This is a genomic window from Parabacteroides sp., from assembly GCF_977054455.1.
In genome coordinates, this window is sequence record NZ_CDRTCT010000020.1 from 72,177 (window position 1) to 94,586 (window position 22,410).

19 protein-coding genes, 1 pseudogene and 1 riboswitch are annotated in these 22,410 nt (G+C 51.4%); of the genes and pseudogenes, 16 read left to right on the top strand and 4 right to left on the bottom strand.

Features of this window, described 5'->3' with window-relative positions:
• The first annotated feature begins 30 nt into the window (after window positions 1-30).
• The 9 genes from ACW6QF_RS11535 to dapA all read left to right on the top strand — a co-directional run bounded on the left by ACW6QF_RS11535 (window position 31) and on the right by dapA (window position 10,620).
• Window positions 31-1,584 carry an SLC13 family permease gene (locus ACW6QF_RS11535; protein ID WP_456087936.1) on the top strand — a complete coding sequence of 518 codons (1,554 nt, stop codon included), beginning with the start codon at window positions 31-33 and terminating at the stop codon, window positions 1,582-1,584.
• Window positions 1,585-1,594: 10 nt separating this feature from the next.
• Window positions 1,595-2,215, top strand: coding sequence for an adenylyl-sulfate kinase (cysC, locus tag ACW6QF_RS11540; RefSeq protein ID WP_456087937.1), 621 nt, complete (start codon window positions 1,595-1,597; stop codon window positions 2,213-2,215).
• 107 nt (window positions 2,216-2,322) lie between these two features.
• On the top strand, window positions 2,323-3,231 hold the full coding sequence (gene cysD / locus ACW6QF_RS11545; protein WP_456087938.1) for a sulfate adenylyltransferase subunit CysD: 909 nt from the start codon (window positions 2,323-2,325) through the stop codon (window positions 3,229-3,231).
• Between the two features lie 84 nt (window positions 3,232-3,315).
• Window positions 3,316-4,779, top strand: a complete 1,464-nt coding sequence (gene cysN, locus ACW6QF_RS11550; RefSeq protein WP_456087939.1) for a sulfate adenylyltransferase subunit CysN — start codon at window positions 3,316-3,318, stop codon at window positions 4,777-4,779.
• 3 nt (window positions 4,780-4,782) lie between these two features.
• The gene (locus ACW6QF_RS11555) at window positions 4,783-5,886 is read left to right on the top strand and encodes a sulfotransferase family protein (protein ID WP_298554412.1); all 1,104 of its coding nucleotides are present in this window, start codon (window positions 4,783-4,785) and stop codon (window positions 5,884-5,886) included.
• Window positions 5,887-6,124: 238 nt separating this feature from the next.
• A complete protein-coding gene (locus ACW6QF_RS11560) occupies window positions 6,125-7,087 on the top strand; it encodes a PCMD domain-containing protein (RefSeq protein ID WP_456087940.1) in 963 nt (320 codons plus the stop codon).
• A 70-nt stretch (window positions 7,088-7,157) separates the two neighbouring features.
• Window positions 7,158-9,155, top strand: coding sequence for an NAD-dependent DNA ligase LigA (gene ligA, locus ACW6QF_RS11565; protein WP_456087955.1), 1,998 nt, complete (start codon window positions 7,158-7,160; stop codon window positions 9,153-9,155).
• Window positions 9,152-9,673: a DUF6913 domain-containing protein gene (locus tag ACW6QF_RS11570; protein ID WP_456087941.1), complete on the top strand. Its 522-nt coding sequence runs from the start codon at window positions 9,152-9,154 to the stop codon at window positions 9,671-9,673. The genes ligA and ACW6QF_RS11570 overlap by 4 nt, the downstream gene beginning before the upstream one ends.
• A gap of 53 nt (window positions 9,674-9,726) precedes the next feature.
• Window positions 9,727-10,620, top strand: coding sequence for a 4-hydroxy-tetrahydrodipicolinate synthase (dapA, locus tag ACW6QF_RS11575; protein WP_298554400.1), 894 nt, complete (start codon window positions 9,727-9,729; stop codon window positions 10,618-10,620).
• A 64-nt stretch (window positions 10,621-10,684) separates the two neighbouring features.
• On the opposite strand, the pseudogene ACW6QF_RS11580 reads toward dapA, so the two are convergent.
• A pseudogene (locus ACW6QF_RS11580) lies at window positions 10,685-11,050 on the bottom strand (helix-turn-helix domain-containing protein); the annotation flags it as partial.
• A gap of 101 nt (window positions 11,051-11,151) precedes the next feature.
• Here ACW6QF_RS11580 and ACW6QF_RS11585 point away from each other — a divergent pair.
• The 3 genes from ACW6QF_RS11585 (at window position 11,152) to ACW6QF_RS11595 (ending at window position 13,671) form a co-directional block, all read left to right on the top strand.
• Window positions 11,152-11,328, top strand: coding sequence for a DUF4250 domain-containing protein (locus tag ACW6QF_RS11585; protein WP_298554394.1), 177 nt, complete (start codon window positions 11,152-11,154; stop codon window positions 11,326-11,328).
• Window positions 11,329-11,693: 365 nt separating this feature from the next.
• A complete protein-coding gene (locus ACW6QF_RS11590; protein WP_298554391.1) occupies window positions 11,694-12,797 on the top strand; it encodes a cytochrome-c peroxidase in 1,104 nt (367 codons plus the stop codon).
• A gap of 55 nt (window positions 12,798-12,852) precedes the next feature.
• Window positions 12,853-13,671: an alpha/beta hydrolase gene (locus tag ACW6QF_RS11595; protein ID WP_456087942.1), complete on the top strand. Its 819-nt coding sequence runs from the start codon at window positions 12,853-12,855 to the stop codon at window positions 13,669-13,671.
• A gap of 39 nt (window positions 13,672-13,710) precedes the next feature.
• Here ACW6QF_RS11595 and ACW6QF_RS11600 read toward each other — a convergent pair whose 3' ends face one another.
• Window positions 13,711-15,378 (bottom strand): formate--tetrahydrofolate ligase, encoded by a 1,668-nt coding sequence (locus ACW6QF_RS11600; protein ID WP_456087943.1) that lies wholly within the window; start codon window positions 15,376-15,378, stop codon window positions 13,711-13,713.
• 81 nt (window positions 15,379-15,459) lie between these two features.
• Entirely contained in the window at window positions 15,460-16,158 is a 699-nt protein-coding gene (locus ACW6QF_RS11605; protein WP_298554382.1) for a precorrin-2 C(20)-methyltransferase, read from the bottom strand.
• 119 nt (window positions 16,159-16,277) lie between these two features.
• A riboswitch (cobalamin riboswitch) is annotated at window positions 16,278-16,478 on the top strand.
• Between the two features lie 55 nt (window positions 16,479-16,533).
• Here ACW6QF_RS11605 and ACW6QF_RS11610 point away from each other — a divergent pair.
• From ACW6QF_RS11610 to ACW6QF_RS11625, 4 genes are all read left to right on the top strand, one after another.
• Window positions 16,534-17,694, top strand: coding sequence for an ABC transporter substrate-binding protein (locus ACW6QF_RS11610; RefSeq protein WP_456087944.1), 1,161 nt, complete (start codon window positions 16,534-16,536; stop codon window positions 17,692-17,694).
• 9 nt (window positions 17,695-17,703) lie between these two features.
• Window positions 17,704-18,741 (top strand): FecCD family ABC transporter permease, encoded by a 1,038-nt coding sequence (locus ACW6QF_RS11615; RefSeq protein ID WP_298554376.1) that lies wholly within the window; start codon window positions 17,704-17,706, stop codon window positions 18,739-18,741.
• Complete coding sequence (locus ACW6QF_RS11620) at window positions 18,741-19,748, top strand: ABC transporter ATP-binding protein (RefSeq protein ID WP_456087956.1); 1,008 nt, start codon at window positions 18,741-18,743, stop codon at window positions 19,746-19,748. The genes ACW6QF_RS11615 and ACW6QF_RS11620 overlap by 1 nt, the downstream gene beginning before the upstream one ends.
• Before the next feature lie 91 nt (window positions 19,749-19,839).
• Window positions 19,840-20,514, top strand: a complete 675-nt coding sequence (locus ACW6QF_RS11625; RefSeq protein WP_456087945.1) for a hypothetical protein — start codon at window positions 19,840-19,842, stop codon at window positions 20,512-20,514.
• Here ACW6QF_RS11625 and cbiD read toward each other — a convergent pair whose 3' ends face one another.
• Window positions 20,515-22,359 (bottom strand): cobalt-precorrin-5B (C(1))-methyltransferase CbiD, encoded by a 1,845-nt coding sequence (cbiD, locus tag ACW6QF_RS11630; protein WP_456087946.1) that lies wholly within the window; start codon window positions 22,357-22,359, stop codon window positions 20,515-20,517. It abuts the gene before it with no gap.
• Window positions 22,360-22,410 lie beyond the last annotated feature (51 nt).

Below are 22,410 nucleotides of genomic sequence, written 5' to 3' on the forward strand. Positions count from 1 at the left end.
GAAAAACTTATACTTACAGACTAAGTAGGCATGAACTTTGAAATAATATTTGTATTGCTGGCGTTGGTCGGCATGATAGGGGCGTTGATATGGGATGGGCTGAGGCCCGGAATGGTATTGCTCACGGTTGTAGTGCTATTCCTCTGTGTAGGAATACTGACGCCGAAGGAAATGCTCGAAGGCTTTAGCAATAAAGGGATGATAACCGTCGGAATGCTCTTTCTGGTAAGCGAGGGCATTCGCCAGAGCGGAGCATTGGGGCAACTTATAAAGAAGCTGTTGCCGGAAGGAAAAACAACCGTTTTCAAGGCGCAGTTCCGAATGCTGCCGCCTATCGCTTTTATCTCCGCTTTTCTGAACAACACGCCTGTTGTCGTTATTTTCGCCCCTATCATCAAGCGTTGGGCGGAATCGGTCAAGCTGCCGGCAACGAAATTCCTGATCCCTCTTTCATATGTGACGATCCTGGGCGGTATCTGTACCCTGATCGGCACGTCGACCAACCTGGTTGTGCACGGGATGATCCTGGAAGCCGGATATGAAGGTTTCACGATGTTCGAACTCGGAAAGGTCGGCATCTTTATCGCGCTGGCCGGTATCATTTACCTGTTCGCCTTCTCCAACAAACTGCTACCCGATTCGCGTGCGGATCGTTATGAGGAAGAAGAGGAGGAAGGCAATCCCGGCAACCTGCACCGGGTGGAAGCGGTGCTGGGCTCCCGTTTTCCGGGTATCAACAAGACGCTGGGCGAGTTCAACTTTACCCGCCATTACGGTGCGATCGTGAAAGAAGTAAAAAGCGGAGGACAACGGTTTACCCGCGATCTCGATAAGGTGACGTTGCACGAAGGGGACACGCTGGTCCTTTGGGCGGACGATACGTTCGTGCCGACATGGGGCGAATCCAGTGTCTTCCTTTTGCTTGCCAACGGTACGGACGGAACGGAACCGGTTTCGCGCAAGAAACGCTGGCTGGCGTTGGGCTTGCTGATCTTTATGATCGTAGGCGCCACGGTAGGGGAATTGCCTGCCGTGAAAGAGGCTTTCCCGGAGATACGTCTGGACATGTTCTTCTTTGTCTGTATCACGACTATCATTATGGCGTGGACCAAGATTTTCCCTCCGAAGAAATATACCAAATATATATCCTGGGATATTCTGATCACGATCGCCTGTGCCTTCGCGATCAGCAAGGCGATGGAAAATTCAGGCTTTGCGGCTTTGATAGCCCGCCATATCATCGGTATGGCGCATAATATCGGCCCGTATGCCCTCTTGGCAATCCTTTTTATCATCACCAATATCTTCACGGAGCTGATCACGAACAATGCGGCTGCGGCGCTCAGTTTCCCGATCGCCTTGTCGGTCGCTACCCAGTTGGGTGTGGATCCGACTCCATTCTTTGTGGTGATCTGTATGGCGGCATCTGCCAGCTTCAGTACGCCGATCGGCTATCAGACCAATCTGATCGTGCAAGGTATCGGCAGTTATAAGTTCACGGACTTCGTGAAAATCGGTTTACCTCTTAACTTGATCACTTTTTTGATCTCGGTATTCGTGATACCGATGATCTGGAAATTCTAAATAGTTGAAAATGGAAGAAAAGCAAAATACTCATATCTATCCTATTTTCGATAGGATGATGACGAGGGAGGATAAAGAGCGTTTGTTGAGACAACGCAGTGTGATGGTGTGGTTTACCGGCCTGAGCGGGTCCGGGAAGAGCACGGTGGCGATAGCGCTTGAGCGCGAGTTGCACAAACGCGGTCTGTTGTGCCGCATCCTGGACGGCGATAATATCCGTAGCGGGATCAACAACAACCTGGGCTTTTCGGCCGAAGACCGGGTGGAGAATATCCGCCGCATTGCCGAAGTAAGTAAACTCTTTATCGATACAGGGGTTATCACTATAGCGGCTTTTATCAGCCCGAATAACGATTTGAGGGAAATGGCGGCTTCCATTATCGGGAAAGAGAATTTCCTGGAAATATATGTCAGCACACCGATCGAAGAGTGCGAGCGGCGCGACGTCAAAGGACTGTATGCGAAAGCACGCCGGGGAGAGATCAAGGATTTCACGGGTGTCTCCGCCCCGTTTGAGGCTCCTGTACATCCGGACTTGACGTTGGACACTTCCGTGTTGAGCCCGGAGGAATCCGTAAGCCGTTTGCTTGGACTTATATTGCCGAGGGTTTCCGGCGGCAAGGAACTATAGTTTCAAGGGAGGGAAAACATAGTTTCATGAGCGGGAAAACATAGTTTCATGCTCATGGAACGGAAATGTAATCGAAAGATAAGAATAATAACATTAAATTATATACAATGTCAGATTATAAATTAAGCCATTTGCAGGAGTTGGAAGCAGAGTCTATCCATATCATCCGGGAGGTGGCTGCCGAGTTTGAGAATCCTGTTATGCTTTATTCCATCGGAAAAGACTCGTCCGTCATGGTTCGCCTGGCTGAGAAGGCTTTTTCTCCGGGGAAAGTCCCTTTCCCTTTGATGCACATCGATTCGAAGTGGAAGTTTAAGGAAATGATTCAGTTCCGTGATGACTATGCGAAGAAATTCGGATGGAACCTGATCGTGGAGTCCAATATGGAAGCTTTTCATGCGGGCGTAGGCCCTTTCACGCATGGTAGCAAGGTGCATACGGACCTGATGAAGACACAGGCGTTGTTGCGTTCGCTCGACAAATATAAGTTCGATGCCGCCTTCGGGGGAGCCCGCCGTGATGAAGAGAAGAGTCGCGCGAAAGAACGTATCTATTCTTTCCGCGACAAGTTCCACCAGTGGGACCCGAAGAACCAACGTCCGGAATTGTGGGATATCTACAATGCGCGCGTGCATAAAGGAGAGAGCATCCGTGTGTTCCCGCTCTCCAACTGGACGGAACTGGATATCTGGCAATATATCCGCTTGGAAAACATTCCGATCGTACCTCTGTATTTCGCCAAAGAACGCCCGTGTGTCGAGATCGACGGAAACCTGATCATGGCGGACGACGACCGTTTGCCGGATCAATATCGCGACCAGGTCAAGATGCGTATGGTACGTTTCCGTACGTTAGGTTGTTGGCCGCTCACAGGTGCGGTGGAAAGCAATGCCGACACGATTGAAAAGATCGTCGAAGAGATGATGACGACAACCAAGAGCGAACGTACGACCCGTGTGATCGACTTCGACCAGGATGCAAGTATGGAACAGAAAAAGAGAGAGGGATACTTTTAAATTCATAATTGAGAATTGAAAATTGAAAATTATCGGGTGCAAGCATAATTTTCAATTTTCAACTTTCAATTTTCAATTAACATTATGGCAACATTAAATATAAAGGAGTTCTTAGATAAAGACGAGCAGAAAGACTTACTCCGCTTTCTGACTGCCGGGTCGGTGGATGATGGTAAATCGACGCTGATCGGCCGTTTGTTGTTTGATAGTAAGAAGATTTACGAAGACCAACTGGATGCCCTCGAACGCGATAGCAAGCGTATGGGGAATGCCGGTGACCATATCGACTACGCCTTGTTGCTGGACGGCCTGAAAGCCGAACGCGAACAAGGGATCACGATCGATGTGGCCTACCGCTACTTCAGTACGAATAACCGTAAGTTTATCATAGCCGACACTCCGGGACACGAACAGTATACGCGTAATATGATCACCGGCGGTTCGACCGCCAACCTCGCGATCATCCTGGTGGATGCCCGTACGGGAGTGATTACGCAGACTCGCCGCCATACGTATCTGGTTTCGTTGTTAGGGATCAAGCATGTGGTGCTGGCGGTTAACAAGATGGACCTGGTTGATTTCGACAAGACTGTTTTCGATAAGATCGTTTCCGATTATAAGAAGTTTGTCGCTCCGCTGAATGTCCCGGACATCACCTATATCCCGCTTTCCGCCCTGGATGGCGACAATGTGGTGGAAAAGAGCGACCGTACCCCCTGGTATGAAGGCCTGTCGTTGCTGGACTTCCTCGAAACGGTGCCCATCGACCAGGACCGTAACTTCGAGGACTTTCGCTATCCGGTACAATATGTCTTGCGTCCGAACCTGGATTTCCGTGGCTTTTGCGGAAAAGTGGCCAGCGGTATTGTCCGCAAGGGCGATACGGTAATGGCTTTGCCTTCCGGAAAGACTTCCAAAGTAAAGAGCATCGTGACCTACGACGGAGAGCTGGAATGCGCTTTCCCTCCCCAGTGCATCACGATCACGCTTGAGGACGAGATCGACGTCTCACGGGGTGAAATGCTGGTGCATCCGGATAACCTGCCGGTGGCGGATCGTAACTTCGAAGCCATGTTGGTCTGGATGGACGAAGAGCCGATGGACGTAAACAAGCAGTTCTACATCAAGCATACCACCAATCTGACACGTGCCCGCGTGGATAGCATCCGCTACAAGGTCAATGTCAATACGATGGAACAGCTATCCATTGACAATGGACAACTGACAAAGGAAACGTTGCCGATGAAGCTGAACGAGATCGCCCGCGTGGTCTTCACGACCGGAAAGGAACTGTTTTTCGATCCGTATCAGAAAAACAAACAGACAGGCGCCTTTATCCTGATCGACCCGATCACGAACAACACATCGGCGGTCGGCATGATTATCGACCGGGTGGATGCCCGCGATATGGTGACGGAAGATGCATTGGCCGTGCTGAACCTGCCGGAATTGGGCATCGGAGCCGAGCACTATGAGGCCATCCGTGCCGTTTGTAAAGAACTCGAACGGCAAGGTGTTCCCGTGAAATGTATAACAGATAATAAATAAGGTATGGGATTACTGGAATTTGACAAACTACCGATCAATACATTAGTGGGTGCCGACTGGAAAACGTTCAAGGCGGTAACGGCCAATAAAACGATCGACAAAGGGTTTCGTAATAAATATTTCCTGACGAAATCCGTTTGCCGCCTGCTCAGCCTGTTGCAACCGTTCGAAGATGCGCGTTACCGCAAGATTGCGGACAAGCCGTTGGAGATGGACCCGGTGTTCATCCTCGGACATTGGCGGAGCGGGACGACTTTCATGCACAATGTCTTCTCGTGCGACAAGCATTTCGGCTACAATACGACCTATCAGACCGTATTCCCGAACCTGATGCTCTGGGGACAGCCTTTCTTCAAGAAGAACATGGCGTTCCTGATGCCCGACAAGCGTCCGACCGATAATATGGAATTGAAGGTGGATCTTCCCCAGGAAGAGGAATTTGCCCTGGCAAATATGATGCCTTATACCTATTATAATTTCTGGTTCTTCCCGAAGCATATGCTCGAATATTGCGACCGCTATCTGCTTTTCGACAATATCAGCGAACATGAGCGGGAAGTGTTTAAGGAAACATTCCTCAAACTCATTAAGATTTCCCTCTGGAATACGAAAGGGACCCAGTTCCTGAGCAAGAACCCGCCTCATACGGGACGTGTGAAGACATTGGTAGAAATGTTTCCGAATGCTAAATTTATCTATCTGAAACGGAATCCCTACACCGTGTTCGAGAGTACGCGAAGCTTCTTCACCAATACGATTCAACCGCTCCGCTTGCAGGACATCTCCAACGAGCAGATCGAAAGTAATTTTATCGAAGTGTATCGTCGTTTGTTCTTTAAATATGAAGAGCAAAAGCACCTGATACCCGAAGGGAACCTGATTGAAGTGAAGTTTGAGGATTTCGAGCAGAATGCTTTCGACATGACGGAGGATATATATCGGAAATTAAACCTCCCCGGCTTTGAAGAGTCTAAAGCAGAAATCGAGAAATATCTCGGAAAGAAGAAGGGCTACAAAAAGAACCAATACAAGTATGACGACCGCACCGTACAGCTTGTGGAAGATAATTGGGGAATGGCTCTCGACGCCTGGGGATATTCTTTATAGGCGGAATCGTTGCAGCTGGCTTCGCTGGCTCCCGGCAAAGGAAGATTCACGTGAAGCTAAGGCTGCCGGAAGCCAGCGAAGCCAGCTGCATGTGAATCCGGGATTGCCGTGAGCCGGCAGAGACGGATTCATGCGCTTCCGGGATTGCCGGGAGCCGGCGGTTCGGGCTGCATGCGTTTCTTGTGCCGCTGGCTTCCTGCGGCTCCGGAAGCGGTAATTGAAAAAAATAGTATTTGAAATGAAACGAAAAGCAAAAATATTCCTGCTCTTGGGAATTGTCAATTATCAATTGTCAATTGTCAATTCCCAAGAGCACGTGGTGCCGTTCAGTTTTGGCGATATGGACCAGTGGGTGGTTCGCGAGATACATGAATCCGGCATCATCGGAGGAAATACGAAGCTCCTCTATGAACTGGGTCCGACAGATACGATCGTCGGCAATACGGCCTATAAGAACCGGGGCGGTTCGCCGTGGGCGAATTCCAATGTGATGGCAAAGGTGGCAGGCGTAGTGAAGACCAATACATCTGTCTTTCCGGAGAGGCGTGACGACGGTTGGTGTGCGCGCCTGGAGACGCGGATGGAAAGCGTGAAGGTTTTCGGCCTGGTGGATATCGAGGTGGTAGCCGCCGGTTCCGTTTTTCTCGGGACGGTGCACGAACCGATCAAAGGAACCAAGAACCCGCAGGCCATGTTGAACAGCGGAGTGGCGTTTACCAAGAAGCCGAAAGCGTTGCGCTATGACTATAAGGTGAAGCTGGCTCCCGAAAAGAACCGTATCCGGAGTACCGGCTTCAGCCGCAAATCGACGGTTGCCGGACAAGATTCGATCGCTGCTATCCTTTTCCTTCAGAAACGTTGGGAGGATGAAGACGGAAACATATATGCCAAGCGTGTCGGGACAATGGTGCAACGGTACACGGAATCCAGCAACAGCTGGGTGAACGATGCGACCTATCCGATCCTGTATGGCGATATATCGAAGCATCCGGAGTATAAGCCCTATATGCGGATTCAGGTGGAAGAACGCTATGCCTTGAACAGCCAGGGCAAAAGTGTCCCTATCCAGGAAGTAGGTTGGGCCGATAAAGGCGAATTGCCGACCCATCTGATCTTGCAATTCACTTCCAGCCACGGCGGTGCTTATATTGGTTCGCCGGGCAATACAATGTGGATCGATAATGTAGAACTAATATATTAGTTGAATGTTGAAAGGCGGGAGTTATGAATCTTTCTTTTCAGCTTTCAATTTTTAAGTTTCAACTGAAATGATGGCAAAAGATAAAATAAAAGCACTTCGTGAGGCGTTGGAGCAACATAATTACAACTATTATGTGCTTTCGGCCCCGACGATATCGGACCGTGAGTTTGATGAGATGATGAAAGAGTTGCAGACTCTTGAAGAGGCGCATCCCGAATATGCCGATCCCCATTCGCCGACCCAGCGGGTGGGAAGCGACCTTTCCAAAGAGTTTGAACAAGTGGTGCATAAATATCCGATGCTTTCGTTGGGCAATACCTATTCGGAGGATGAAGTGAAGGATTTCTACGAGCGGATCGCCCGTGACCTGAACGAACCTTTCGAGATTGTTGCCGAGTTGAAGTATGACGGGACGTCTATCTCCCTGACTTACGAGAACGGGCGATTGGTCCGTGCCGTGACACGTGGCGACGGGACGCGTGGCGACGATGTGACGGCCAATGTGAAGACCATCCGCTCTGTCCCTTTGAAGTTGATGGGAGAAGGGTATCCGGCGGAATTCGAAATACGAGGGGAGATCCTGCTTCCCTGGGCGGAGTTCGACCGTCTGAACAAAGAGCGTGAAGAACAGGAGGAACCTCTTTTCGCCAACCCGCGTAATGCCGCTTCCGGTACGTTGAAGCAACTGAATCCTGCTATCGTGGCGGCGCGTAAATTAGATGCTTACTTCTATTATCTGTTGGGAGCGGAGTTGCCGGCTGAAACGCATTTCGATAACCTCGGGGCAGCCCGTTCGTGGGGTTTCAAGATACCGGATGTGATCCGTGTGTGCAACAGCTTACAAGACATATACGACTATATCGCCTATTGGGATGTCGAACGGAAGAACTTGCCGGTCGCAACGGACGGGATCGTGTTGAAGGTAAATTCATTGCGCCAACAACGGAATTTGGGATTCACGGCCAAGAGCCCGCGTTGGGCGATTGCCTATAAGTTTCAGGCCGAAAGGGCGGTGACACGTCTGAATTCCGTCTCTTTCCAGGTCGGACGGACAGGCACCGTCACTCCGGTAGCCAATCTGGAACCGGTATTGCTGGCAGGGACGACCGTGAAGCGTGCCTCCTTGCATAATGCGGATATTATCGAAGGCCTCGATCTGCACTTGGGCGATAGGGTGTTTGTAGAGAAAGGCGGCGAGATCATTCCGAAGATTGTCGGAGTCGATGTCGAAGCCCGCGGTTTGCTGGTAGGCGATAAAGTGCGTTTTATCCGTTCCTGTCCCGAATGCGGCACACCGCTGGTACGTCCCGAAGGAGAAGCGGCCCACTACTGCCCGAACGAAGCCGGCTGTCCTCCCCAGATCAAGGGGAAGATCGAGCATTTCGTTACGCGCCGGGCCATGAACATCAATATGGGACCGGAAACAGTTGAAGATTTGTATGAAGCCGGTTATGTCAAGGACACGGCTGATCTTTATGCCTTGGAAATCTCCGATCTGCTACGTTTGGAACGTTGGGCGGAGAAGAGCGCACGCAACCTGATGGCGAGCCTTGAAGAATCCAAACAGGTTCCTTTCGAACGGGTCCTGTATGGGTTGGGGATCCGCTTCGTGGGTGAAACGGTGGCAAAACGCCTGGTTTCCGCTTTTCATTCTATGGATCAGTTGGAGCAGGCCACTCTCGAAGATTTGACCGCCGTGGATGAAATCGGGGATCGTATCGCCCGGAGCGTAATCGATTACTTTGCCGACGAACGCAACCGGACGTTGGTGAACCGCCTGAAAGAATATGGCCTTCAGATGTCCGTTGCCGAAGAGGTCCTGGCAAACCGTTCCGAGAAGCTGAAAGGGCTGAGCATTGTCATCAGCGGGACGTTCGCCAAACATTCCCGTGACGAATATAAAGCGATGATCGAGCAGCACGGCGGAAAGAACAGCGGCTCGGTGTCCGGCAAGACCGATTATATCCTGGCGGGAGATAATATGGGACCGGCCAAACTCGAAAAGGCGGCCAAGTTGGGGGTGAAGATTATAAACGAAGACGAATTCTTAAATATGATAGCGGAATGAGACTGACGAATTATTTTATTAAAAAGAAAGTGCAGTCTTTGGCTTCCGGAGCTGCCGGCCGCAAGCATGAGTTCTGTGCGCTGGAAGACGCAAGCCATATCCTGGTCCTTTATCAGGCAAACGACCGCGAGCTTGTTGAACCTTGCCTGGACCTCCTGCGTAAGAAGAACAAGAAGGTGCAGGCTTGTGTCTATGTAACCGGCGATCCGCTGCCGGAAACGGATGCCCCGTACATCCCGGTTCATGCCAAGAAGGATGTGAACACTTGGCTGGTTCCTTCCGATGCCGTCCTGAACCGTTTCAGGACGATCGAGGCGGATATCCTGATCGACCTTACGCGGCCCGACTGCTACCCGGTGCAATACCTTATGCTACAACATCCTTGCGGATTCAAGGTGGGAGTGAAGCATCCCGATATCGATTTGTATGATTTGTCCATTTCTGTAACAGAGCGTGAAGATATCAAGCATTTGTTTGGACATATATTATTTTATTTGCAGGCGATACGCTCAAAATGATATAAATTCCTTATTTTTGCAGTGCTAAATAACAAAAAAGGAATATTTTTCCCATGGCAGACATAAACTTAAAAGGAATGGGTGTGGCGCTGATCACTCCCTTTAAAGAAGACGAAAGTGTAGACTATGAGGCGTTAGGCCGGCTTGTAGACTATCAGTTGCAGAACGGGACCGATTATTTGGTTGTGTTGGGTACCACTGCTGAAACTCCTACACTCACAGAAGAAGAAAAGAAGAATATAATCGATTTAGTAGTAACGAAGGTAAACGGACGTATCCCTATTGTGTTGGGAGTAGGCGGAAATTGTACCCGTTCGGTTGTCGAGAAGTTGAAAAACGATAACTTCGATGGTATAGATGCCATCCTCTCCGTTGTGCCTTACTATAATAAACCCTCCCAGGAAGGAATCTACCAGCATTATAAAGCAATTGCCGAAGCGACGGCGTTGCCGATCGTCTTATATAACGTACCGGGACGTACCGGTGTGAACATGACGGCCGAGACGACGCTTCGCATCGCCCGTGAGTTCAAGAATGTCATTGCTGTCAAAGAGGCATCCGGCAATATCACCCAGATGGATGATATCATCAAGAACAAACCTGCCAACTTCAGTGTCATCTCCGGCGACGACGGGATTACTTTCCCGCTGATTACATTGGGAGCCGTCGGTGTGATTTCTGTTATCGGCAATGCTTTCCCGCGTGAGTTCAGCCGTATGGTACGTCTGGCATTGGCAGGCGACTACGACAGCGCCCGCACGATCCACCATAGCTTTACCGAGTTGTTCAGTTTGCTCTTTGTCGATGGCAATCCGGCAGGAGCGAAGAGCATGTTGAACGCAATGGGTTTCATCGAAAACAAATTACGCCTGCCTTTGGTTCCGACGCGTATCACCACATTCGAAAAGATTCGTGACGTATTACGTCAGTTAAGCATTAAGTGCTAAAATAAGCCGGACGCAGAGAAAGGAGGTGTTTTGACATACCTCCTTTCCGCGTCCGGTTTTTGTTTTAATTTACTCCTCTGTATTCATTAGGCGTGTAGCCTACGTTTTTCTTAAATACGCGGGTGAAATGCTGGGGATATTTGAACCCCAGTTCGTAAGCGATTTCGCTGACGGTCTTGCTTGTGTCCAGTATCTTTTCTTTGGCAATATCGATCAACCGGAGTTGGATATGCTCCTGTGCGGACTTGCCTGTTTCCTTTTTTATCAGATCACCTAAATAGTTGGCGGAAAGATGTAGCTGGTCGGTACAGTAACGTACGGATGGCAGACCGATCGTTTGCGGTTTGTCGGTTTGAAAATAGCCGTTCACGACATTCTCAAACTTGGAAAGGATATCCTTGTTTACGTTTTCGCGAGTGATGAACTGACGGTAGGCATGACCGGACGGAGATGCTTGTTTTTATGAACCGGAAAGGGAAGATTATGGAATAAGTCATTACCTTTGCATCCGGTTTTAAAAAATGATGAATTATGACACTTCCGGAAGATCCGATGATGCTCTTTAGCGTTATCAATATGAAACTGCGAGACGATTATTCTTCTCTTGACGAATTATGCGACGATATGCATATCAAGAAAGAGACGCTTGTCCAGAAACTGAAGAACGTAGGGTTTGAGTATAGCCAGGAGAATAATAAGTTCTGGTAATTGATGAAAGCGACTTGTCAGACAGTCGCTTTTTATGTATCCGATAGTTCCTGACTTATTGTATAGTTTTCTAAAATACCCGTTGGTCCGAATCGAAATAGTAGTGCATGAAATTTGGTTTTATACCCCATATATTTCAAATTTTACTTGCGGGTAATATTTTTTAAGAAACTCGTAAAAATATAAAGTTTTGGATAATAGGAGAATACGGATATTCCCCTTTTTAGGGGAGTTATTGTATGATTTGACATATTAAAAAGGCATATCCACCCTCTGGCGGATATGGCCTGTCCTGCACGGCAAAGAAGATTTTTGTATAATGTAAGATTTATTTGTACATTGGTCCCACAAATTGCAATATGGTTATGAATAGTTGTGGGTATATAAAAGTAATAGTTGCCGGATTGGTAGGGACATTAGGGTTGCTCTCCGCATGCGAACCGGGTCCCTGTACGGAATTAAGCGATAAGGAACTGGTAGGGAAACAACTCTTTTTTGACGAATCGCTATCGGAACCGGCAGGACAGTCATGTGGAACCTGCCATGAACCGGCGAAAGGTTTTGCCGATAAATATGGACGGATCACTTCGGAAGGAGCCGTGAAAGGTTTGTTCAGCAACCGGAATTCCATGAGCTGTTCGTATGTGGCGTATGTCCCGGCTTTGCATTATGACGAAAAAGAAGAAACCTATGTCGGCGGCTTGTTCTGGGACGGCCGGGTGAACTCGTTGGAAGAACAAGCCGGACAACCCTTCGTCAATCCGTTGGAAATGGGAAACAAGGACAGCCGGGCGGTTACGCAGAAAGTCAGGCGTGCGGCCTATTATCCCGATTTTGTGCGTATTTATGGAGAGACAGCCTCCGATGATTCCCTTTATGCCCATATACTGGATGCATTGGCGACTTATGAACGCTCTGCCGAGGTGAACCCCTTCACGTCCAAATACGATGCCTACCTGGAAGGAAAATGCCGGCTTACCGGACAGGAGATGGAAGGACTGGAAGTGTTTAAGGAGAAAGGCCTTTGTGCCGAATGCCATATTCTGGAAAACGACGAACGAGCCGGCCGTGTGCTGTTTACCGACCATACCTACGACAATCTCGGAATCCCTTCCAATCCGGACAACCCGTTCTTCCGCGTTCCCGCTCCCTACAACACGGTCGGACGGGATACGATGGACCTGGGGTTAGGGGCTTTCCTGCATGACAGCACCGAGTTCGGCAAGTTCCGGGTACCCACGTTGCGCAATATCGCCCTGACGGCCCCTTACGGTCATAACGGCTATTTCAAGACACTTGAGGAGATAGTCCATTTCTATAATGTGCGCGATGTGGAAGAATATCCGGCCCCCGAATATGCGGAGACCGTCAACCGCGACGAATTGGGGAATCTCGGACTCACACCGGAGGAAGAAGCGGCTATTGTCGCTTTCATGCATACCTTGACCGACGGATATCAAAAGGATTGATCCATATTGTTTTTTTGTATATATTTGCTGTCATTTAATAAAAAGTGAAAGAAATATGAAAATAAGATGGATGATGTTTGCGGCGGTTTTTCTTTGGATCGCCATTTCGGCGAGAGGAGCTGTTGTCGATACGTTGGATGTTTATAGCGAGGCGATGAAGAAGAAGGTCCGGGTCGTTGTCGTTTCTCCGGATAATAATCGTGCGCCGAAACCGGTTGTCTACCTGTTGCACGGATATGGAGGGAATGCAAAAACCTGGATTTCCATGAAGCCGGAGTTGAAAGATATTGCCGACCGCGAGGATCTGATCTTTGTCTGTCCCGACGGCAAGAACAGCTGGTATTGGGACAGCCCGAAGGATCCGTCCTGCCGTTATGAGACATTCGTCTCCTCCGAATTGGTCAAATATATCGATTCCGAATATCCGACGGTGAAAGACCGTTCCGGTCGTGCCATCACAGGGTTGAGCATGGGCGGACACGGAGCCATGTGGCTGTCTTTCCGTCATAAGGATGTGTTCGGTGCAGCCGGCAGTACGAGTGGCGGAGTCGATATCCGGCCGTTCCCCAACAACTGGGAGATGAGCAAGCAGCTCGGAAGCGAGAGCGACAACCAGGAGGTCTGGAACCGCCATACGGCAATCATGCAGATCGACCGCATCAGGAACGGCGAACTGGCTATCATCTTCGATTGCGGTTACAGCGATTTCTTTTTCGAAGTGAATAACGACTTCCATAAGAAGTTGCTGAAATATAAGATCGACCATGATTTCCTGGTCCGTCCCGGATCGCATAACGGGGAGTATTGGAAGAACTCGATCGACTACCAGATCATGTTCTTTAAGAAGTTCTTCGATAGACGGGGACACGCGTAATCCGCGCGTCCCTAAAATCATCTGCGTCCTTGCGATGGATTAGCTCAGTCCTTCGATCACGCCGTTCTCGATGTCGATGCGTTTTGCCTGAGGGTCTTTCGGCAGTCCCGGCATACGCATGATCTCACCCATGATGACAACGATCATCTCCGCACCGTTGTTGATGATGATGTCGCGCACTTTCAACTCGAAATTCTTGGCCACCCCGTAAGCTTTCGGATCGGAAGAGAACGAATACTGCGTCTTGGCGATGCAGATCGGGTAGTGGGAGATGCCGAGGCTTTCGATCTGTTTGATTTTCTTGTCCGCCAATGTCGTATAGACAACGGAGGCCGCCCCGTAGATCTGTTCGGACACCTTTTTGATCTTGCTGCGGATCGGTTCGCCGTCCTCGTAGATGTATGTAAGCGGGGCGGAAGGTTTCTTTTCGATCGTGTCGACCACCAGTTTCGCCAGCTCGGCGCCTCCTTCGCCACCGGCGGCGAATACGTTGTTCATGCAGAAGCCTACGCCTATCTCGCGGCAATGTTCTGCCACCAGGGCGATTTCTTCGTCCGTATCGGATGCATACCTGTTGAAGGTCACGATCACTTCCTGGCCGAAACGTTTCATGTTCTCGACATGCTTGTCCAGGTTCTCGAAACCGTTTTTAAGACCTTCGATGTCAGACTCCTTAATCCTGTTTTCCGGTACGCCTCCATGCAGCTTCAAGCTCTGGGCCGTCGCCACGATAACCGTCAGTTTCGGTGCCAGTCCGGCTTTGCGGCATTTGATGTCGAAAAACTTTTCAGCTCCTAAGTCGGCGCCGAATCCGGCCTCCGTAATGACATAATCGCCATACGTCAGCGCCATCTTGGTCGCCAGGACGGAGTTGCAGCCGTGTGCGATGTTGGCGAACGGGCCTCCGTGCACGAAGGCAGCCGTGTTCTCGGTTGTCTGCACCAGGTTGGGCAGGAGGGCGTCTTTCAGCAATACCGTGATCGCTCCGGCCACTCCCAGGTCGTTTACGGTGAAAGGCTTGTCATCGTTCGTGTATCCCAACAGGATGTTGCCGACACGTCGTTTCAAATCCTCGATATCCGTAGCCAGGCAAAGGATCGCCATGATTTCCGATGCGGGCGTGATGTCGAAGCCTGTCTCCGTCGGTACGCCGTTGGCCGATCCGCCCAGACCGGAAACGATGTTGCGCAGGCTGCGGTCGTTCACGTCCAGCACGCGTTTCCATTTGATCTCTTTCAGGCCCTCGCAGGTGTTACGCGTCTGGTAGATGTAGTTGTCCAGCAACGCCGTGATCATATTGTGGGCGGAAGTAACCGCATGGAAGTCTCCTGTAAAATGCAGGTTGATGTTCTCCATCGGCAACACCTGCGAGTATCCGCCTCCGGCCGCTCCGCCCTTCATGCCGAAGCACGGGCCCAGTGATGGTTCGCGCAAGGCGACGACCGCCTTTTTACCGATCTTGTTCAATCCCAAAGCCAGTCCGATCGAAACGGTCGTCTTGCCGATGCCCGCTTTCGTAGGAGTGATAGCCGTAACCAGGATCAGATTGTGTTGTTTGATCTTCTCTTCGTCGATCAGATGGAGAGGTATTTTGGCGATGTATCTGCCGTAATTCTGAACTTCTTCGCGCGGGATGCCTAATCCGGTCGCGATTTCTTTTATCTTGCGCAGAGAGACCTCTCTTGCAATTTCTATGTCCGATTTCATGTCTTATGTAAGTTTAAGTGGAAAACAAAAGTAAATATATTTTTATATAATAACAAAATAAAAGGTCGGGTGGTTTAGCTGTTATTGGATGATCATCAGGGAAAAGTATGGGAATATTTTTCCCTGAATTTGTTTCGGGTCGGAGGTATAGAACTCTTTCCCGGTCCCGACATTCTCGAAATAGTGGAAGTTCGCTTCCGGATGTAACCGGATGCAGGTATGGACGGCCTCCACGCATTGGGACAACTTCATGATGACGATCACGTAGCCGGCCTTGATCTTTTCCGACAATTCTTCCGCCGTCAGCATTCCGGGTATGACGATGATCTGTTCTTCCTGTTTGACGATATGCAAACCGGCCAAGGCGCCTGCCGCAATGAAAGCGGGGATTCCGGCGGTTCGTTCCACTTCGATGCGGTTCTCCTTGAATTTGTCGTATATATATTGTATGGAAGAATAGAACCCGGCATCGCCTTCCGCCACAATGACCACCTTTTTCCCTTCGTCGCAGGCGGATACGGCCTTCTCATACAGGGCATCGTAGACTTTCCAGGCTTCGGTACGGTCTTTGCTCATCGGGAGCGTGAAGAGCCGGATCGCGGATTTCCCGATTTCCAGTTCTTCGATGATACGGGCCGCACGGGAGAGGGGTTGCCCGCTCTTGCTCATGGTGGCGGGACAATAGATGATATCGGCCTGTCGAAGTTTTTTCAAGCCTTTCAGGGTGATCAGTTCGGGGTCTCCCGGACCGAGTGATACGAAGCAGATAGGGTACGACATGTGCGTTTGATTTATTTAGTGCGCAAAAGTGAGGAAAATCGCGCAACTTTCCAAATGGCAGCTCGTAAGAAAAAAGGATTTGTCTGTCATTTTTCTCTTGAATGAAAAGTAATATTATTATATTTGTCCCTTGAAACAGGTTTTCCTGTCCTCCTTACAGGACAGGGATGAAAAGGGAACCGGGTGGAAATCCCGGACAGACCACGCTGCTGTGAAACTTCGGAAACATGCCGGCAATACTCTATGCCACTGATCGGGGGATCGGGAAGGTGTCCGGGATGGAAGTAAGTCAGAAGACCTGCCGTTTCGGTTTGGAAGAGTTTCGTCCTCGTGGGGTGGACAAGGCTTGTCCGGTGAAATAAAATAATATTGAATATGAAAAAATACCTGGCAGGGTGTTGCCTGCTTATGTCGTTGTGTGTCGTATCCTCGTGTACGACCAAAAACAATCAACAGACCGACAAGGTGGAGACGACGGAAGAAAGCGCGTTTTCCGGTGTCCGTATCGTGCCGGAGTATGCCCGTGGTTTCGAATTGTCCTATCGGGACGGATATGTCTTGCTGGATATCCAGGACCCGCAGAATGAGGAAAGTACGACTTTCCATTATGCGCTTGTCAGGAGAGGAACGAAACCTGCCGGCATCCCCGGATCGTACACCGTGATCGAGACACCCATCAGAAGTGTTATCTGTATGACATCCTTGCAGTTGTCCAACTTTATCAAGATGGGCGAACTGGACAAGGTCGTGGGAGTAACCAGCACCCGGCATCTGTTCAACCGGGAGATGAACGAACGCCTGAAGAGCGGGAAGACTGCCAAGATCGGTATAGAAGGGAATTTCGACAACGAGGTGATCATGAGCATGAACCCCGACCTGATCCTTGTCTCGCCTTTCAAACGGGGCGGATACGAGACCTTGAAGGATGTCGGGATCCCGTTGATCCCGCATTTAGGCTATAAGGAGATGACGCCGTTGGGACAGGCGGAATGGGTGAAGTTCGTCGGCCTGCTGTTGGGACAGGAGCAAAAGGCGAACGAGACATTCGACGCCATCGCGGCACGCTACAATGAGTTGAAGGAACTGACGGCGGAAGGAAAAGTGAAGAGACGCCCGGTCGTGCTGAGCGGCGAGATGCGGGGCGGAAACTGGTATGCCGTGGGAGGGGAAAGCTTCCTCGCCCAACTTTTCAAGGATGCCGGGGCCGACTATTTCCTGAAAGACGACAAACGTTCGGGAGGTGTGACGCTCGACTTCGAAACGGTCTATAACCAGGGTGACGAAGCCGATTACTGGCGCATCGTGAACAGCTATCTGGGCACGTTCAGCTATGGGGCGTTGAAGGAGCAGGACCCGCGTTATGCCGATTTCCGTGCCTTCAAGGAGAAAGGGATCATCTATTGCAACATGAAAGATACGCCCTTCTACGAAAGCATGCCGACCGAGCCGGAAGTCGTGCTGGCCGACCTGCTGCATATATTCCACCCGGACCTGTTGCCCGATCATACGCCTGTTTATTATGCACGACTTAAATAAGTTGCACGAATGAGACATTCCACTACTTTTCTGATGTCGCTCATCGTAGCGTCTATCCTGGTCCTGATGTTCCTGAACCTGGTGTTAGGATCGGTGTCTATCCCGTTGAAGTCTGTCTGGAACATTGTTTGCGGACTGGGAGACGAGCCGGTGACGTGGCAGAATATCGTCTGGAAATCACGTCTCCCGCAGGCGTTGACAGCTTTGGTGGCGGGAGCGGGCCTGGCGATAAGCGGCTTGCAGATGCAGACTGTTTTCCGGAATCCGCTGGCGGGACCTTCCGTGCTGGGGATCAGCTCCGGTGCGAGCATGGGCGTGGCCTTCGTGGTGCTGTTGAGCGGTAGCCTCGGAGGGGTTGCGCTTAGCAAATTGGGGTTTATGGGAGAAATCGCGCTTTCGATTGCGGCCGTGATCGGTTCGCTCTCGGTGATGGCGTTGATCGTATATGTGTCGCAGAAGGTGAAGGGGAACGTGACGCTGCTGATCATCGGCGTGATGATCGGCTACGTGGCGAATGCGGTGATCGGCGTGCTGAAGTTTTTCAGCGTGGAGGAGGACATTCGCGCCTACGTGATCTGGGGATTGGGCAGTTTCTCCCGTGTTTCCGGCAACCAGATGATGCTGTTTGTCGCGATCATGGCGATTCTGATCCCTTTGTCGTTCCTGCTGATCAAGACGTTGAACCTAATGCTGCTCGGCGACGGTTATGCCCGTAACCTGGGACTGAACATCAAGCGGGCGCGTCTTTTGGTTATCACCTCGGCGGGAGTGCTGACGGCGATCGTGACGGCCTATTGCGGACCGGTCATCTTTCTTGGCTTGGCTGTCCCGCATCTGTGCCGGGCCATTTTCCAAACGTCCGACCACCGGGTCCTGATGCCTGCCGTCTTGTTTGCCGGTGCCGCGCTGGCGCTCGCCTGTAACCTGATTGCCCGGATGCCCGGCTTCGAAGGGGCTTTGCCGGTCAACTCGGTGACTGCCTTGGTCGGTGCTCCGGTAGTGGCCTCCGTGCTATTCCGCAAACGTAAGAACGAACTGAACGAATGATGAAACAAGATACGATTCATATAAACGATCTCTCTATCGGCTATCGGACAAAAAACGATACCAAGTTGGTGGCGAGCCATATACAGGCCCGGATTTATAGCGGAGAATTAACCTGTCTCTTAGGGGCGAACGGAGTCGGGAAGTCGACGCTCCTGCGCACGCTGTCGGCTTTCCAGCCGAAGCTGGGAGGCGAGATCGCCGTTCTGGGACGTGATGTGGACAGCTATTCGGACAAGGAACTGAGCACGACGATCGGTGTTGTCCTGACGGAGAAGTGTGACATCCGGAATATGTCCGTGCGGGAATTGGTCGAGATGGGACGCAGTCCCTACACCGGTTTCTGGGGACGGTTGGGCAAAGAGGACAAGCAGGTCGTGGAAGAATCGATCGCCTTGGTACGAATCGGGAACCTGGCCTCCCGCATGGTGCACACCCTGTCGGACGGGGAACGGCAGAAGGTCATGATCGCCAAGGCGCTGGCCCAGGAAACGCCTGTGATCTTCCTGGACGAACCGACCGCTTTCCTCGATTTTCCGAGCAAGGTGGAGATCATGCAACTGCTCCATCATCTGACACGAAGCACGAACAAGACGATTTTCCTCTCCACGCACGATCTCGAACTGGCGCTCCAGATCGCCGACAAGATTTGGCTGATGGACCCGTCGAACGGGATTACGACCGGTACGCCCGAAGATCTCGCCCTGAGCGGCCACTTGAGCGGTTTCTTCGCCCGCAAGGGAATCGTGTTCGACACGGAGACCGGCCTGTTCCGCATCGATAACCGGTATTCGAAAGAAATACGCCTGACCGGGCACGGGCAGAAATATGCGATGGTCCGCAAGGCGCTCCAGCGGAACGGCATACGTGCCGGCCGGCATGTGGAATCGCCACTGTGGATCGAGGCGGGCGATCTGTCTGCCGGTTCCGCATTCCTGATCCACTATCCCGACGGGCATACGCAGGTGGCCGATACCATAGAATCCCTCTTGCAGCAGCTTTCTGTCTGACAAAAAAGCCTAAAAGGAAAAACTTTTCCCGCTTCATTTGTTATTTCTATCAAAGAAGAATAAATAGAGTCCTCGGATAAAATTAAATGATATGAGAAAGTATTTCCTTTATGCTTGCCTGTTGTTCGCTGGCGTGTTTACCGCTTGCGATAACGATGATTCGGACGGGATCGACCCGTCGATCCCTTTCTACCAGAATTTGGGTGTCGAATATAATGTTACGCAGAACCATACCCATATAGGCGCGAATTTCAATAAGTATAACAGCGAAGGGGCCAATCTGCGCCTGCCGGCCAAAGGCATTCTCTTTAACGGCAAAGTACCGGACTTTTTAGGGATGGGAACTTATATGTATATGCTGTCGGAATCCGGGCTGGATCCGGTCACGTTCACCTTTACCCGCTGGAAGGACCAGGTCTATACGAACAAGGCCTCTATCGACGATGTCGATCCGATCGCGCTTCCCGAATCCCTGACATCCGTCAAAGGCAATGGCGCAACCGTTATCACTTGGGTAGGAAAACCGATCGGGAAGGACGAGTATGTCCAGGCGCACCTGACCTACAACGGCGGCGTCTATGATATCAACAATACGCAGGAAGGCGCGACCTCCATCACGCTGAACTTTACGAACCCGGCCTCTGCCGCCAAAGGAACTTTGTTCCTGAGCCGCGTCAAGAAACTCCCTTTGCAGGAGAGCAACGGCGATGCGGGAGGAAAGATCGATGTCTCCTATGTGCAGAACAAAGAGGTTACGTTTGAATAATCAAGATTGAAAGGCTATTTCCCCGCTTTCCGAAATCAGCAGGACGGACAGTTTCCCGTCGGGGAACAGAGGCGCACAATGTTCCCGGCATTTCTGCAATAGGAGCGGGAAGAAACGTTGCTGTTCGGTTGCGCTGAACAGCTCCCATAGTTCCCTGGCCAGCGTCAGGGTTTCTATTTTTAGTACCGACTCCGGTTTGCAGCCGGCCTTTCCGGCCAATTCTTTCAGGAAGGCTTTGTTCATGACGGTTTTCTTGCTGTGCGTGTCCAGTGCTCCTTCCGCCAGTTTGACGGCTTTGCCGATCATGATTCCCATGAGGACTTCGTCGAATTGAAGGTCGGCGGCTATTTTTAGCGTCTCCCCGATAAAGTTCCCGTAGTGCACGAACATCTGCGGGGGAAGTTCTTCCGAGATCCGTTCCGACAGGTAGCCTTTCAGGAAACGTTCGCTTTTCGCTCCTGAGTTGATGACGAGGCGGGAGCATCCTATTGCTTTCGCGACTTCGGCTTCTTTTCGGATCGAGGCGATAAAGGCGTCGTGCGAGAAAGGGCGTACGATCCCGGATGTCCCGATGATCGAGATCCCGCCGACGATCCCCAACTTCGGGTTGAATGTCTGGGCGGCCAACTCTTTCCCTCCCGGAACGGAGATCGTGACGACCACCTCCTTTATCTTGCCGGACAGGCCGTTTTCTTCCAGTACCGCTGTCAGCTCCCCGCAAATCAGGCGGCGGGGAGTAGTGTTGATGGCAGGTCCGCCTATTTCGAGGCCGAGGCCGGGAAGCGTCACTGTGCCGACTCCTTCGCCGCCCCGGAACAGGATGCCGGGAGTGGGGGATTGTCCTGCCTGCACCTCGATGCGGGCGATGACGGAACAGCCGTTTGTCACGTCCGGATCGTCGCCGGAATCCTTTACAACCGTGCACAAGGCGGCGTTGTCCGCCCATTCGGTAGCGGCGACAGGGAGCGTGATCTTTTCCCCGGAAGGGAGCGTGATGCAACTTGCGGTTTGTTCCCTTCGGCTCAGGAGGGCGACCAAGGCGGCTTTGGCGGCAGCCGTAGCACATGCACCGGTCGTGAAACCGCTCCGGAGCGGGAAGAAACCGGGAACCAGGCGTTCGATAGCTTTGCGGAGCCCTTCCACGCCTTGCACGAAGGTGAAACTGTCGGGCAGGAGAGGGCGCTGTATGACATAAACGGGGATGCCGCAGGCCGTAGCCGCTTCGACCTTCTCCCTGAAATATCCGCTTTCCCCGCTTTCCTTTGTCAGTACGGCATCCGGGTGAAGCCGGACCAGTAGCCCCTTTTCGTCTTCTCCTTCATGGAAGAAAACGAGCCGTTCCTTCGGAAATCCTTCGGACTCGGCCAGCGAAAGCGACTCTTTCCGGTTAAGGATGCGGAACCAGCAGGGCGTCTGTTCCCAATAAGGACGCAGCTTCGCAATGGTCTTGACGCCTGTCAGGGCCAGCAGGTTGTGGATCCCGTCCGCACGCAGGCGGTCGATGGCGGCGGCATAATCCGCGCACCATATCAACCGCTTGTCACGTTCGGGATATTGCCTTTCCAACCGTACGACCGGAATCCGGAGCCGGGAGGAAACCTTTGCAAGCGTACGGTGCAACCGGATGGCAAAAGGGTGGGCGGCATCGACCAGCAACGAGATTTCTTTCTCGCGGCAAAACCGTGCCATCTCTTCTTCCTCCATGCCTCCGGTGAGCCGGATGGCGTGGACGGCTTCTATCGCTTGTTCGCTGCCGACCGTCGAGTAGTAGTAGGGCTTGCCTGCACTCTCGACGGCTTGTACGGCCTTGCGTCCTTCGGTTGTTCCTCCTAAGATCAATATCATAATGCTTCTGTTGTTCTCTTGTCTTTTACCGGTAATATCGCGGGGTGTCAC